This window comes from Thermosynechococcus sp. B3 (genome assembly GCF_030323045.1).
In the GTDB taxonomy this organism is placed as follows: domain Bacteria; phylum Cyanobacteriota; class Cyanobacteriia; order Thermosynechococcales; family Thermosynechococcaceae; genus Thermosynechococcus.
On the sequence record NZ_CP097584.1, the window covers coordinates 1,760,565 to 1,774,923 of the forward strand.

Here is a 14,359-nt window from a genome sequence, read left to right on the forward strand (position 1 = left end):
TAACTAAACTCAATCCTCCTTGGCTCCCATCTACGGATGGGGGTCTTTTTTTTAGCAGGACTCAATTGCCGAGTATTTTTAACAGTTGCTCAGCAATGCGATCGCTCGCTCCGGGGTCGCCCATGCGTTCTTTGCCATTGGCGGCAATTCGCGCAAGTAAAGTCGCATCTTCCCAAATCTGCCAAAGGGTCGGGATGGCTCCTTGAGGATCATCGAGTAGGAAAATCGAGTCTCCGAGAAGGCGTTTTTGGCGACTAGCAAACTCACGGGTAAACTGGGGGCCTGCACCCGCAAAGGTGATCACGGGTTTCCCTAAGCCCACACACTGCTCTGTGGCTGTGCCGGCGAGGGCAATGCCCCCTTCGGCCCAATGCAGAAATTCACGAAAGTGATGTGAACTTAAAATCAGTTGTTGCTGACCCAACTGCCATGCGCTGGTCTGGGGTAATGCACTGGCGATGGGTTGCCAACCCTCAAGGCTTTGCTCAAGCATCCGTAAATCAAGGCTGGGACTGACAGCGGCAAGACAGGTCAGCGGCTGATCGGCATAGGGCGCCAGTACCCGTAGGATCTGCTGCCAATTGCGGTAGGCCTCAGGGGCACGAGACCCCGGCAGTAGCACAATGGTTCTAGTCGTAAAAGGCGATCGCTCAGGGGGTGGCATCACTAAGTCCATCATGGGATTGCCACAGTAGTGAACCGTGTAACCGAATTGCCGCAACCCTTTAGCGGTTAACTCATCACGGACAAAAATGCCTCGACAGCGGGGCGATCGCCACAACCATCGTTCCCAAGGCAGGTAGTCACTCCCCGCCCAGCCCATGCCCCAACGATAGGGACGCCCCGTCGGGTCATATAGGTAATAGTCAGACTTAGCAGTGCCGATAAAACTATAGGTTCCCCCTGTGCCATAGGCCAGCAGTAGAGGCACAATATCCCCCACCGCTAAGAGATGCCCTGCAGAGAATCGCTGCCAACGCTGAATAGCACGAACCTGCGCCCCCAACAGTCCCAGCAGCCCTGCTCTAAGATCCCGCCATAGCTGTCGCAGATCCATGTAGATAAAGCCCCCAGAGGGGAGTATTTTTCCGGGCTGCAATACAGGAATTCCCAGCCGCGTATAGGCAGACCCTAAGCCCACCAAGGGCAACGCCATTAGGTCTAAGTGTGGGCACCGCTGCCGCAAGGCCTGCAAAATCGAGCTGGCGATCGCGTCCTCACCGTGGCCATTACTCAGGCAAAGGAGTCGCTTCATGCCTGCATCAACTCAAGGGCTGTAGTAAATCGTGACCAATCATCCGCCTGATCAATGGCCTGCCAAATGTGTTCAATCTGCGGACGAGTCAGGATAACAAGGGGATTGGCAGCCGCTAGGGTTTGGGGAAGTGCGGCTTGTTGTAACGGCGTGGCTTGCTGAAGTAGCTCAAAATAGGTTCTTTTCCAAGCCTCTAGCAATTTCTGATCTGCTGGCGTGAGGGTTGAGCTGTTACGAAAGATATGACTGGGATCTACAGCCCACTCAGGGGAGAATTCTTGCCGTAGGCTGACAAAGAATTGGGGATAACTGATGGTGCTGCGGCTGAGAAAAGCTTGGGTCTCTGCCACTAAGGGACGGCCAATTTCTAGAGGAAGATCTGCCCAACCGAGGCGCTTGAGCATGAGTTTCAAGTAGGTGGTTTGGCAGCGATCGCCAAAGGTCTTTAGGGCAGCTTGCATTTCCTCAAGGGGCATTACTGAAGACAGAGGGATTTGCAGCTTCTCCAAATTCCAAGCACAAATTGCTGGTTGATTGCCGTAGGCGTAGCGGCCATAGTAGTCAAAGTAGGCGGCTGTAAACCCCAAATCATAGTGCTCCAAAAAGACATAGGGACCATAGTCGAAGCTCTCGCCCGTAATGGCCATATTATCGGTGTTCAAAACACCGTGGCAAAACCCCGCCACCAACCACTGCGCCGCCAGATCCGCTGTGCGTGCCACTAGCTCACGATAAAAGGCACAATCCCGTTCCTTGGGGTTTGGGATCTCTAGCAAGTGGGGGTAGTAGTAGTCAATGACGTGGTCGAGCAACCGTCGAATCAAGTCCGGTCGCCGCAGATAGTGGAGCCGCTCAAAGGTACCAAAGCGAATATGGGAACGGCCAAGGCGCACTAAGACACTCGATCGCGTCGGCGATGGCTCATCCCCTCGCCAGAGGGATTCTCCCGTTTCCACCAAGCTGAGACTGCGAAAGGTGCTCACCCCCAAGCGATGCAGCAGTTCACTGGCCAAAACCTCACGGACACCGCCTTTGAGTGTCAGGCGACCATCTCCCCCCCGCGAATAGGGTGTGGTGCCAGATCCTTTCGTGCCAAGGTCATACAGTTGACCATCCACACCGCGAAACTGACCATAGAGAAACCCTCGGCCATCCCCCAAGCGAGCATTGTATTCCCCAAATTGGTAGCCGTGGTAACGCATTGCTAAAAAAGGTTCACGCCCCTGAAACTGGCCAAAGGCCGCAATAAAGTCAGCATCAGTTACCTTGGCGGGATTCAGACCCATCAGGGGTAAGAGGGCATCATTGCGAAAACGCAGAATATGCTGCGGAAAGGTTGCCGCCTGTACCTCGTCCCAGTACTCTTCCCCTAGGGAGAGAAATGCGGGTTCGTACTCAAGGTTTTGAAAGCAATGTCGAGACATTCAGAACATTCAAAGCGGACTCAGCTATTGCGGCGTCTTGGCAGTTTCCCGTTTGGACTTTTTGGGATTGGGGGGATCCACAAGGGTACGCAAGCGCGCTTGAATTTGTTGATGGCGTTCGACCCCCTCAAAGGCAAAGGGGGTGTACCCGCGATCGCGCATCAAACCACGGATATAGCGAATGCGCTCATTGGTCGGTGGGTGGGTAGAAAACCATGGTAACGGTGGCTCCTGATGACGGTATTCCTTCTTGAGGGTGTGCATGAGGTTCAGTAGGCCATCAGCGGCATAGCCTGCCCTCGCCAGAATCCGTGTGCCCAAAATATCCGCCTCTCGCTCCATTTCTCGACTATAGCTAGTCACGAGAATCCCTGTCACATAGCCACCAGCAGGTAATAACCGCGTCAAGTTGGCAGTGGCCGTGCCTTGGGTGACCAAGCGAAAACCGTGGGAGAGCACCGCGTGGGCAATTTCGTGAGCCAGTAAGCCAGCAAGTTCTGCCTCGGTATTGGCTTTGAGAATTGCACCGGAATTGATAAAAATCTTGCCTCCTGGCAGGGCAAAGGCATTGAGATCATTATCTTTTATCACAAAAAACTCATACTCAAACTCATTGCGACCGGCCACTTTGGCGAGGCGTTGCCCCACTTCATTGACATAGGCTTGAACCTCAGGATCCTCAAGGAGCTTGACTTGGCGGCTAATTTGCTGTGCTGCTGAACGGCCTAGGGCAGATTCTCCCTGCATCATCAAGGCCATCATTTGAATTGAGTCCAAGGATAGTAAGGGATTGCCCGTGAGTGCCACACCCACCAGTCCAGTGAGGGCGCCGACAATCATGCCTTCGCGCAGTTGTCCCTGAAGGCGACGACGGAACCGTTGCATTCGCTCTGCGGCTAGTTGCTGAAATTCGGGTGTGGCGGGGTGGTCAGGATTCAGTAGGGCAAAACGTTGGGCGGCAAGGGCGGCTTCTAGCCACTGTTGCTGGCGATCGTAGAGGGTGACGAGGCTACGTTGAATATCGGGTTGATCAGGATAGAGGCTGGCGGCTTTTTCGAGATGGGCATAGGCCTCTTTGAGGGAACCCTGCTGCGCTAGAAACTCAGCGAAGCGCACTTGGCCGGGGATAAACTCTGGGAATTGCTCCACCAACAGCCGCAGGGGCACGGCTTGGGCACTGTAGAGTTGGGAACCCCCTTGAACTTCTCGCCAATAGACTTGGGCAGCGGGGGGCAGTTGACTAATTTCCAGTACGGCGGGGGGGGTGACACGGGGCGGTGGCAAATCTAGGTCAGCCTTGGCCTTTTGGTAATAGGTTTGGGCTGTGACGGTATCTCCCAATTGCCAGTGGCGATCGCCCTCCCGTAGAAGTGCTAAACGCGCCTCCTGTGCGGCTTGCTCTGCTGTCAGTTCCACTGTTGTTGAAGCCTCTGGCGAATTGTCAGTTGTTCTTAGTGCAGGTTCCACAGAGGGGGCTGCTGAATCACCCTTGATCTCAGTGCTCGTGGGTAGGGGGGCAGGGGATTCTACAGGCGGAACGACTTCTGCGGAGGGCTGGGGTGGCAGCGGCAATAGATCGACAGCAGCGCCTTCAGATTGCGGCAGGCGAGCTTGGGCAAAGGGGTCTTCTTTTATGAGAGCAATCAACTCCTCCTCTGCTACACCCGTTTGGGGTAGGGACATCTCTGCTGCTCTAACCGGTTCAAGACCCACCCCTAAAAGAAGGACAATACCCAGCGACCAGTAGCGTAACCCATCTTGCACCATGAAACTGTCCTCAAGCCACCTGATGCTTTATAGTCTAATCACTAGGCATGGGTGAATTGGGTCGTCGTTAGAATTATATCTATTCCAATAAAGAATGAGACGCTATTCGGCACAATAATTGCGAATCACTTCATCAATAGAATTGTTTGACCCTGCATACATCCGCGCTCGCTTCAACGCACTGAAGTCGTGCTCAATCACATTCAAAGGAGTGACCTCCTGCAATTCTTGAAGACAAGAGGCCTCAAACCTTGAAAGCCCCTAGGGCGAGATGATCGCCTGTTTGAGAAAAGGGCTGTATTACAAAAAAAATTAGCAGTGCGACAAGTCTCATGACTACGATCAATGATATTTTGGCGGAGTTTCGAGCAGCAGCAGAGTCAAAACGGCACTTGGGCGATCGCTTTGAGCGGTTGATGCAGGCTTACTTTCGCACTGACCCTTACTATCAGGATTTATTTAGCGATGTGTGGCTGTGGTGGGAGTATCCGCAGCGGGGCAATAGTGGCGACATTGGCATTGACTTGGTGGCCAAAGAACGGATCAGTGGCGAGCTTTGGGCGATTCAGTGCAAGTTTTACCATCCTGAGCATACTCTCAGCAAAAGTGATGTGGATTCCTTTTTGGCAGCCTCGGGCAAGGCGGAATTTAGTCATCGGCTCTTGGTCTCTACCATCGATCGCTGGTCAGAGAATCTGAACAAAACTCTTGACAATCAAAAAGTCCCCGTCCATCGCCTCACGGTACACGACCTCGCCAATAGCCCCATTGATTGGGAGCAGTTTTCTAGCGACACCATACCCACAGGTAGCCAGCGGCTCCAAGATGCCAAGGGAAGCTATTCTCTCAAACGCCTTCCCCGCAAGGAATTGCGTCCCCACCAGCAAATAGCCGTTGACAATGTGATCGCAGGATTGCAAACCGCCGATCGCGGCAAGCTGATCATGGCCTGTGGCACGGGCAAAACCTTTACGGCTTTGAAAATTGCTGAGCGGATGGTGGGCAAAGGGGGACGGGTGCTTTTTCTGGTGCCCTCGATTTCGTTGCTGTCTCAGAGTTTGCGGGAGTGGACTGCCGAAGCAGAAATTCCCCTACATCCCATTGCCGTCTGCTCCGATGTGAAGGTGGGGCGGCGCACAGACAGCGAAGACCTCAAAGCCAGTGATCTACCCTTTCCTGCAACCACCGATAGCGAGAAGATTCGCAAGGGGGCAGCAGCAGCAACCAACAAGATGACGGTGATTTTCTCCACCTATCAATCGATTGAGAGCATTACTGCCGCCCAAAAGGCTGGCCTACCCCCCTTTGATTTGATCATCTGCGATGAGGCTCACCGCACCACGGGCGTGATTCTCTCTAGCCAAGAGGAATCGCAATTTACCCGCGTCCACCGTCAAGAGCACGTCCAAGGCAAGAAACGCCTCTATATGACGGCAACACCGCGCCTGTATGGCGATCGCGCCAAGAGCAAGGCATTAGAAGAAAACATCACCCTTTGCTCGATGGATGAGGAAGCCATCTATGGCAAGGAACTGCACCGCTTGGGCTTTGGTGAGGCCGTACGGGCGCACGACGATCGCTTTAATGCCATTGTCAACAAGCTGGCACTCAATCAGCAGCGACCCCCGCAAATTGATGTGATTGGGATTGGGGGTGGCCGTGAAGACAGTGAAGAAATTGACAACGACCTCACACCCGTGCAGTTAGCGTTTCACTGGCCAGAACTGGAGGAGTGGAAAGAAGCCCTCTACGCCAAGGTGGTGCATAAAGTGTGGCGATCGCCAGTATTGGGAGGACTGGGCCAAGGATGTGGCCATCATTGCCGATCACCATCGCACGCGCATGGAGGGCATCATCGCCAAAAATCCCAGCGTTAGGGCCCAATTTGATGCCTTTGTCGCCAGTTTGCAGGAGATCATCAACCCCAGCATTACCGCAGCCGCCACCATAGAGATGCTGTCGCAGCACCTCATTACCAAACCCGTTTTTGATGCCCTCTTTGCCGACTATGCCTTTAGCCAGTACAACCCCGTTTCGGCAGCGATGGAGACGATGATTGCGGTGCTAGAGGGGCAGGCTCTCGACAAGGAAACCGCCAAGTTAGAGGACTTTTATACCAGCGTCAAGTTGCGTGCCAGCGGCATTGACAACCTACAGGGCAAGCAAAAAATTGTCATTGAGTTGTATGAGGGATTCTTTAAGCTGGCCTTTCCGAAAATGGCAGAGCGGTTGGGCATTGTCTATACCCCTGTGGAAATTGTGGACTTCATCATCCGCAGTGCCGATGCAGCGCTCCAGCAGGAATTTGGCCTCAGTCTAGCCTCAGAGAATGTGCATATCCTCGATCCTTTTACGGGGACGGGAACCTTTATTGTGCGGTTGCTCCAGAGTGGCTTGATTCCCCGCGAAGCTGTGCCCACCAAGTACAGCCGCGAACTCCACGCCAACGAAATTCTGCTACTGCCCTACTACATTGCGGCCATCAACATTGAGACCGCCTACGCTAGCCTTACAGGACACTACGCCCCCTTTAACGGCCTTTAACGGCATTGTCCTCACCGATACGTTTCAAATGTATGAACACGAGGGCACCCTCAATGAAGCCTTCTTCCCTGAAAACAATCGCCGCGTTTTAGCGCAGAAACAAGAAAAGATCACCGTGATCATTGGCAATCCGCCCTATTCCGCAGGGCAAAAGAGCGAAAATGATAGTAACAAAAATCTAAAATACCAGAGACTTGATAAAAAGATTGCTGAGACTTATGCAAAATTTTCTAACGCGACTTTAAAAAGAAGTCCTTATGACTCATATATTCGTGCTATTCGCTGGGCAACGGATCGTCTAGGGGAAAAAGGCGTGATTGCCTTTGTGACAAACGGCTCCTTTATTGACAGCAATGCAATGGATGGCTTGCGCAAATGTCTTGCTGATGAGTTTACCAGTGTCTATGTCTTTAATCTGCGGGGACTAAGAGGACAGAAAACTTCTGGTGAGCGAGCTAAGAAAGAGGGGGGACAAATTTTTGGTCAAGGTTGTACAAATACAGTTGCCATTACCCTGTTGATCAAGAATCCTGCCAAAACCAATCATGAAATTTACTATCACGATATTGGCTATTATCTGAGTCGGGAAGAGAAACTAAGCAAGATTGCCACCTTTGGTGACTACACAACCCTACCTTGGCAAGAGGTTACACCCAATGAGCAGTAAGATTGGATCAATGCTCGCAATCCAGAGTTTGAAAACTTTGTTTCTTTAGGTGATAAAAATCCTAAATTAGGATACTGTATTTTTAATATTTATTCAATGGGTATTGTAACGAGTAGAGATACATGGTGTTATAACTTTTCACAGGTCTCTCTACATCAAAATATGTACCGAATGATTGACTTCTACAATTCAGAGGTTGAGCGATTCAAAGCATTTCTTGAAAATAAATCACTCACACAACAAGAACGCCATCAAGCCATTGATTCCTTTGTCAATACAGACCCTAAAAGCATCAGTACCCGACTTAGAGTTAATTTCCAATAGCCAATGTTTTCCCCTCTATACCTATGAAAAAGTTGAAGCCACGCCACAGGGATCGTTATTTGAGAGCAACACATCAACGGGCTATCGCCAGAAAGAGAATATCAATGATGCCATCCTCAAAGTCTTTCGCGACACCTACGGGGATACCCAAATCGGTAAAGAGGATATTTTCTACTACGTTTATGGCATTTTGCACAGTCCTGACTATCGCCAACGCTACGCCAATGACCTGAAAAAGATGCTGCCGCGCATTCCCTACGTTGAAGATTTTTGGGGCTTTAGCAAGGCAGGCCGAGAGTTGGCTCACTGGCATCTCCACTATGAAACCATTGACCCCTACCCCCTCACTGAGTTGGCAGCCCCCCTGACCACTGATGCCAAAACCTTCTATCGCGTTGAAAAGATGCGCTTTGCCAAAAAAGGGCAGCAGGTGGATAAGACCACGATTATTTACAACCGTTATGTCACCCTAACGGGGATTCCTCTTCAAGCCTATGACTATGTGGTGAATGGCAAGCCTGCCATCGAGTGGGTGATGGATCACTATCAAGTCACTGTGGATAAAGACAGCCAAATTCGCAATGACCCCAACGACTGGTCAGCAGATCCCCGCTACATTATTGACTTACTGAAGCGCGTGGTGCGAGTGAGCGTCGAAACGCTCCAGATTGTCCAACAGCTTCCAAAGTTCAAGCTCCTCAGCAAAAAGGCAACTGCCCCCTGATTAGCGCCTAGGCAAAGACTGCCGTGCGATTGCCATACACCAGAATCCGATTTTGCAAATGCAGCCGTACTGCCCGTGCCAAGACCACCCGTTCTAAATCCTTGCCCTTGCGAATCAGATCTGCCACCGTATCGCGATGGCTAATGTGCACAACTGCCTGCTCAATAATCGGTCCTTCATCTAAATCCGCTGTGGCATAGTGGGCCGTGGCACCAATGATTTTTACCCCCCGCTCATAGGCACGGTGGTAGGGATTCGCCCCCGCAAAGGCAGGCAAAAATGAATGGTGAATGTTGATCACTTGGGGAAAGGCCTCAATAAATTCTGGACTGAGCACCTGCATATACTTGGCCAGCACCACCAGATCAATGTTGTAGTCCTTGAGCAGTTGCAGCTGCTTGGCTTCGGCAAGGGGCTTGGTCTCTGGCGTTACAGGGATATAGTGAAAGTCAATGCCAAACTGTTCGGCAATGGGACGTAAATGCTCATGGTTACTGATAATCAGGGGAATTTCCGCAAAGAGATCCCCCGCTCGCTGCCGCAGCAGCAAATCCCACAGGCAATGATCTTGGCGGCTCACCCAAATGGCCAAGCGATAGGGAATATCCGACGCCCGCAACTGCCAGCGCACCCCTTGCCAACTGGCAAAGACTTTTTCCCGCTGTGCATAGTTGATAAATGTGGCAGCAATCTGATCGCGGGGGATTTCAAAGCCCTCTAGTTCCCACTCGAGGCGGGAGAGAAAAATGCCCGCGACAGCATCCGTGTGGTGATCAGCATGAACAATGTTACCGTTGTAGCGATAGACAAACTGCGCCAACTTGGCCACTAACCCCCGCTGATCAGGACAGGAAATGCAGAGGGTCATGGTGGGCATGGACATAGGAATAAAGGGAATAAAGCAAGGCAGAGCAACCTGTATTCTACTACTGCTGAGGACTGGCGGCGCGATTTAACACCTTGGCGAGGTACTGCCCTGTGTAGGATTGGGGCACCAGTGCCACCGCTTCAGGGGTGCCGACGGCAACCACCTCTCCGCCGCGATCGCCCCCCTCTGGTCCAAGGTCAATAATCCAATCGGCACAGCGAATCACATCCAGATTGTGCTCAATCACCAAAATCGAGTTACCCTTATCCACGAGACGCTGCAACACCTCGAGGAGTTTATGCACATCGTAAAAAGATAGCCCCGTGGTGGGTTCATCAATCAAGTAGAGCGTTTTGCCCGTGGCGCGGCGCGACAGTTCAGCCGCCAATTTCAAGCGTTGGGCTTCGCCCCCAGAGAGGGTGGGTGCCGTTTGCCCTAGTTTGAGATAGCCCAAGCCCACATCCACGAGGGTTTGCAGCTTGCTCACTGCCTTGGGGATATTTTCAAAAAAGGCCAGTGCCGTCTCGGCGGTCATATCCAAAACGTCGGCGATCGAGCAGCCTTTGTACTTCACTAGCAGGGTATCGCGATTGTAGCGTGCCCCCTTGCACACCTCACACTGCACATAGACATCGGGCAAAAAGTTCATCTCAATCACATTGACCCCTTGGCCAGCGCAGGCTTCACAGCGTCCGCCCTTGATATTGAAGGAAAATTGCCCTGGTTTATAGCCCCGTGCCTTGGCCTCCACGGTTTGGCTAAAGACCTCACGGATAACATCAAACACCCCAATGTAGGTGGCAGGGTTCGAGCGGGGGGTACGACCAATGGGAGACTGGTCAATGACAATCACCTTGTCAATGGCATTTAAGCCTTCAATCTCGCCAAGTCCCTTGGGGAGCGGCACACTGTGACCAAGATGGTGCTGCAGGGCAGGATAGAGGACTTCGTGCATGAGGGTGGATTTTCCCGACCCCGATACCCCCGTCAGACACACCAGCTTACCGAGGGGAATTTCTACGGTGATGTTCTTGAGATTATTGCGAGATACCTGTTTGAGAATCAGGGATTGACCATTCCCCGGCCGGCGATCGCTGGGGGTTTCAATGCGCTTGCGCCCCGACAGATAAGCCCCCGTCAGGGAGTCGGGATGATTGAGAATCGCCTCTAGGCTGCCTTGAGCCACAATCTGGCCGCCGTGGATCCCCGCCCCTGGGCCAATATCAACAATGTGATCGGCAGCGCGGATCGTGTCCTCATCGTGTTCGACAACAATGAGTGTATTCCCCAAATCCCGCAGGCGAAACAGCGTTTGCAGCAGGCGATCGTTATCCCGCTGATGCAAGCCAATGCTGGGTTCATCAAGGACATAGAGCACCCCCGTCAGGCCAGAGCCAATTTGAGTGGCCAAGCGAATGCGTTGGGCTTCACCACCAGAGAGGGTGGCCGCACTGCGATCCAGCGTCAGGTAATCTAGTCCCACATCCACGAGAAACTGTAATCGCGCGGTCACTTCCCGCAGGGCCAGCTCCGCAATCTGCTGTTGGCGGGCGCTCAGTTGGAGCGATCGCAGCCGTGCCAAACACTCGCGAATCGAGACACTGGTGAGATCCGTGAGGCGATATTGCCCCAAGCGCACTGCTAGGGCGGCGGGTTTTAGGCGTTGACCACCACAGGCGGGGCAGGTTTGATTGACTTGGTACTCTTCCAGCTTTTGGCGGTAGGCCTCAGAGGTGGCTTCGCGGTAATGCCGCTCCAAAATTGGGATCACCCCTTGAAATTGGCGGTAGTAGTCCCGTTTGCGATAGCGGGAATCGGCGGGGATGAGAATTGGGGTATCGGTGCCGTAGAGGATAATTTCCCGTTGCAACTCCGTGAGGCGGTACCACGGTGTATGGATGTCAAAGCCAAAGGCTTCAGCAATGCCCCAGAGGAGAGCAAGGTAGTAGTCGTGTTCTTTCTCGGCCCAGGGGGCGATCGCCAGATAGACCGGTAGTTCAGGATTGGGGACAATCAACTCCGGGCTAAATTTGCGCAAATAGCCCAAGCCATGGCACTCTGGACAGGCACCGTAGGGGGAGTTAAAGGAAAAGAGCCGCGGCGATAGCTCATCCATCACGGCCCCATGCTCCGGACAGGCAAAATTTTCGGAAAATAGGAGCGTTTGACCCTCAGCCTCACCCTCGCGGGGTACCACACTGACCATTGCCGTACCATTGGCATGGTGCAACGCCGTTCGCAGCGAGTCCGCTAAGCGTTCCTCAATCCCCGGCTTCAGCACAAGGCGATCGACAACAATTTCAATCGTGTGGGCATGGTTTTTATCCAGTTCAATGGCATCACTGAGGTCGCGCACCTCACCATCAATCCGAACCCGCACAAAACCTTCACTGGCTAGACTCGCTAGCAGCTTCTTGTGGGTGCCCTTCTTGCCCTTGACAATGGGTGCTAAGACTTGAAAGCGGGTCTGAGGGGGCAACTGCATCACCTGATCCACCATTTCATCAACGGCTTGGGGGCGAATCGAGCGATCGCAATGGGGGCAATGGGGTTCACCCGCACGGCCATAGAGCAGCCGCAGGTAGTCATAGATTTCCGTGACTGTGCCCACCGTCGAGCGAGGATTGTGGGAAGTGGACTTTTGATCAATGGAAATCGCTGGACTCAGCCCCTCAATGGCATCCACATCAGGCTTATCCAACTGACCGAGAAATTGCCGTGCATAGGCACTGAGGGACTCCACATAGCGGCGTTGCCCTTCAGCAAAAATCGTGTCAAAGGCCAGAGAGGACTTACCGGAACCAGAAACCCCTGTCATCACAATCAGGCGATCGCGGGGCAGATCGAGGTCAATGTTTTTCAGATTATGCTGCCGTGCACCCCGAACCCGAATTTCACCCGTAGGCACTGGATCGCCCATGCTGCAAACTGCGAATGTTAAAAAACGTTACTTGAGGGTTATTATAGCAACGCTGCCAGACCCGTTTGGCACCATCCAATAAAAAAAGCGGGGTGTGGTTTCCCCGCTGTGAGTGTGACTTAGGTTACTTGCGGTGAACCCAGTGAGTCTGAGGGATTCACCGCTGGATTGGGCTTAGTAGTCGAAGTCACCGCCCATGCCGGCACTGGCACCCGCAGGATTGTTGTCCTTGGGTTCGGGTTTGTCAACGATGATGCACTCGGTGGTCAGCACCATACCGGCAATAGAGGCCGCATTTTGCAGAGCCGAGCGGGTGACTTTGGCAGGGTCAACGATACCAGCATCGAACATGTTGACATATTCATCTTTGGCGGCATCATAACCCACATCAAAGGGTTTTTCTTTGACCCGTTCGACAATGATGGCACCGTTTTGACCCGCGTTTTCAGCGATGCGACGCAGGGGAGCGCTAAGGGCACGCTCAACAATGTTGGCACCAATCAGTTCTTCACCCGTCAGGTGCTCAGCCGCCCAGTTGCTCAACTCAGGCGCCAAGTGAGCCAAGGTGGTACCACCGCCGGGGACAATCCCCTCTTCGACCGCGGCTTTGGTGGCGTTAATCGCATCTTCCAGACGGAGTTTGCGATCTTTCATTTCAGTTTCAGTGGCAGCACCGACTTTAATCACCGCCACACCACCAGCGAGTTTGGCTAACCGCTCTTGCAGTTTTTCTTTGTCGTAGCTGGAGTCGGTTTCTTCGATTTGGCGACGGATTTGCTCGCAGCGAGCTTTGACGGCTTTTTCATTGCCTTCGGCCACAATCGTGGTGTGATCTTTGGTGATGGTGATGCGGCGAGCTTTACCGAGCATATCCAGCTTGGTATTTTCCAGCTTCAGACCGGCATCTTCGGTGATCACTTGACCCGCTGTGAGGACGGCAATATCTTCGAGCATTGCTTTACGGCGATCGCCAAAGCCGGGAGCTTTCACCGCAGCCACATTCAAGACACCGCGCAGACGGTTGACCACGAGGGTCGCCAAGGCTTCTTTCTCGATGTCTTCAGCAATGATCACCAGCGGCTTACCGGCGCGAGCCACTTGTTCGAGGATCGGCACCAGATCTTGCACTAAGGTAATTTTCTTGTCGGTGATCAGCACGAAGGGTTCATCAAGCACCGCTTCCATGCGCTCGGTGTCGGTGGCAAAGTAGGGGGAGATGTAGCCCTTGTCAAAGCGCATCCCCTCAGTGACCTCGAGTTCGGTGGTCATGGATTTGCCTTCTTCGAGGGAGATCACGCCTTCTTTGCCCACTTTGTCCATGGCATCGGCAATCATCCGACCCACTTCTTCATCGTTACCGGCAGAGATCGCTGCCACTTGGGCAATGGCTTTGGAATCTTCCACCGGACGGGCATGTTCAGCAATTTTTTCGACAAGGAAGTGGGTGGCTTTGTCAATCCCGCGTTTCAGGGCAATGGGGTTAGCACCGGCAGCCACGTTGCGCAGCCCCTCTTTCACCATGGCATGGGCAAGAACCGTTGCCGTAGTTGTACCGTCACCGGCAGCATCATTGGTTTTCGAGGCGGCTTGGCGGATCAGCGCCACACCGGTGTTTTCAATGTGATCTTCCAGTTCAATTTCCTTGGCGATCGTCACCCCGTCGTTGACAATTTGGGGAGCGCCAAATTTTTTCTCCAGAACCACGTTCCGCCCTTTGGGACCAAGGGTCACGGCCACGGATTCAGCCAAGATGTCCATCCCTTTTTCGAGGGCACGACGAGCATTTTCGTTGTAGATAATGCGCTTCGCCATAGGTGTTTCCTACCTCAATCGTTCAACAGTGATGAAAAATCGCACAGAAATGAA

General features: G+C 52.9%; 11 protein-coding genes and 1 pseudogene. 5 read left to right on the forward strand and 7 right to left on the reverse strand.

Annotated features, from left to right (window positions below):
* Window positions 1–61 precede the first annotated feature (61 nt).
* The 4 genes and pseudogenes from M0646_RS08745 to M0646_RS13215 all read right to left on the reverse strand — a co-directional run.
* A complete protein-coding gene (locus tag M0646_RS08745; RefSeq protein ID WP_286649535.1) occupies window positions 62–1,255 on the reverse strand; it encodes a lipid-A-disaccharide synthase-related protein in 1,194 nt (397 codons plus the stop codon).
* Window positions 1,252–2,679: a YdiU family protein gene (locus M0646_RS08750; RefSeq protein WP_286649536.1), complete on the reverse strand. Its 1,428-nt coding sequence runs from the start codon at window positions 2,677–2,679 to the stop codon at window positions 1,252–1,254. Before M0646_RS08750 ends, M0646_RS08745 begins: the two co-directional genes overlap by 4 nt.
* Before the next feature lie 24 nt (window positions 2,680–2,703).
* Window positions 2,704–4,446 (reverse strand): M48 family metalloprotease, encoded by a 1,743-nt coding sequence (locus tag M0646_RS08755; protein ID WP_286649537.1) that lies wholly within the window; start codon window positions 4,444–4,446, stop codon window positions 2,704–2,706.
* 102 nt (window positions 4,447–4,548) lie between these two features.
* Window positions 4,549–4,653, reverse strand: a pseudogene (locus M0646_RS13215) (IS630 family transposase); the annotation flags it as partial.
* A 125-nt stretch (window positions 4,654–4,778) separates the two neighbouring features.
* Between M0646_RS13215 and M0646_RS08760 the strand changes: the two are divergent.
* The 5 genes from M0646_RS08760 to M0646_RS08775 all read left to right on the forward strand — a co-directional run bounded on the left by M0646_RS08760 (window position 4,779) and on the right by M0646_RS08775 (window position 8,705).
* Window positions 4,779–6,323, forward strand: coding sequence for a DEAD/DEAH box helicase family protein (locus M0646_RS08760; RefSeq protein ID WP_286649538.1), 1,545 nt, complete (start codon window positions 4,779–4,781; stop codon window positions 6,321–6,323).
* The gene (locus tag M0646_RS08765; RefSeq protein ID WP_286649539.1) at window positions 6,256–6,990 is read left to right on the forward strand and encodes a hypothetical protein; all 735 of its coding nucleotides are present in this window, start codon (window positions 6,256–6,258) and stop codon (window positions 6,988–6,990) included. Before M0646_RS08760 ends, M0646_RS08765 begins: the two co-directional genes overlap by 68 nt.
* Before the next feature lie 28 nt (window positions 6,991–7,018).
* Window positions 7,019–7,657, forward strand: a complete 639-nt coding sequence (locus M0646_RS08770; protein WP_286649540.1) for an Eco57I restriction-modification methylase domain-containing protein — start codon at window positions 7,019–7,021, stop codon at window positions 7,655–7,657.
* A 96-nt stretch (window positions 7,658–7,753) separates the two neighbouring features.
* Window positions 7,754–7,981 (forward strand): type ISP restriction/modification enzyme, encoded by a 228-nt coding sequence (locus M0646_RS13135; protein ID WP_315863165.1) that lies wholly within the window; start codon window positions 7,754–7,756, stop codon window positions 7,979–7,981.
* Complete coding sequence (locus tag M0646_RS08775) at window positions 7,926–8,705, forward strand: type ISP restriction/modification enzyme (RefSeq protein WP_226971930.1); 780 nt, start codon at window positions 7,926–7,928, stop codon at window positions 8,703–8,705. Before M0646_RS13135 ends, M0646_RS08775 begins: the two co-directional genes overlap by 56 nt.
* Before the next feature lie 7 nt (window positions 8,706–8,712).
* On the opposite strand, the gene purU is transcribed toward M0646_RS08775, so the two are convergent.
* From purU to groL, 3 genes are all read right to left on the reverse strand, one after another.
* On the reverse strand, window positions 8,713–9,588 hold the full coding sequence (purU, locus tag M0646_RS08780) for a formyltetrahydrofolate deformylase (RefSeq protein WP_206201223.1): 876 nt from the start codon (window positions 9,586–9,588) through the stop codon (window positions 8,713–8,715).
* Window positions 9,589–9,631: 43 nt separating this feature from the next.
* Window positions 9,632–12,493, reverse strand: a complete 2,862-nt coding sequence (gene uvrA, locus M0646_RS08785; protein WP_286649541.1) for an excinuclease ABC subunit UvrA — start codon at window positions 12,491–12,493, stop codon at window positions 9,632–9,634.
* A 174-nt stretch (window positions 12,494–12,667) separates the two neighbouring features.
* The gene (gene groL / locus M0646_RS08790; protein WP_286649542.1) at window positions 12,668–14,305 is read right to left on the reverse strand and encodes a chaperonin GroEL; all 1,638 of its coding nucleotides are present in this window, start codon (window positions 14,303–14,305) and stop codon (window positions 12,668–12,670) included.
* Between the last annotated feature and the right edge of the window lie 54 nt (window positions 14,306–14,359).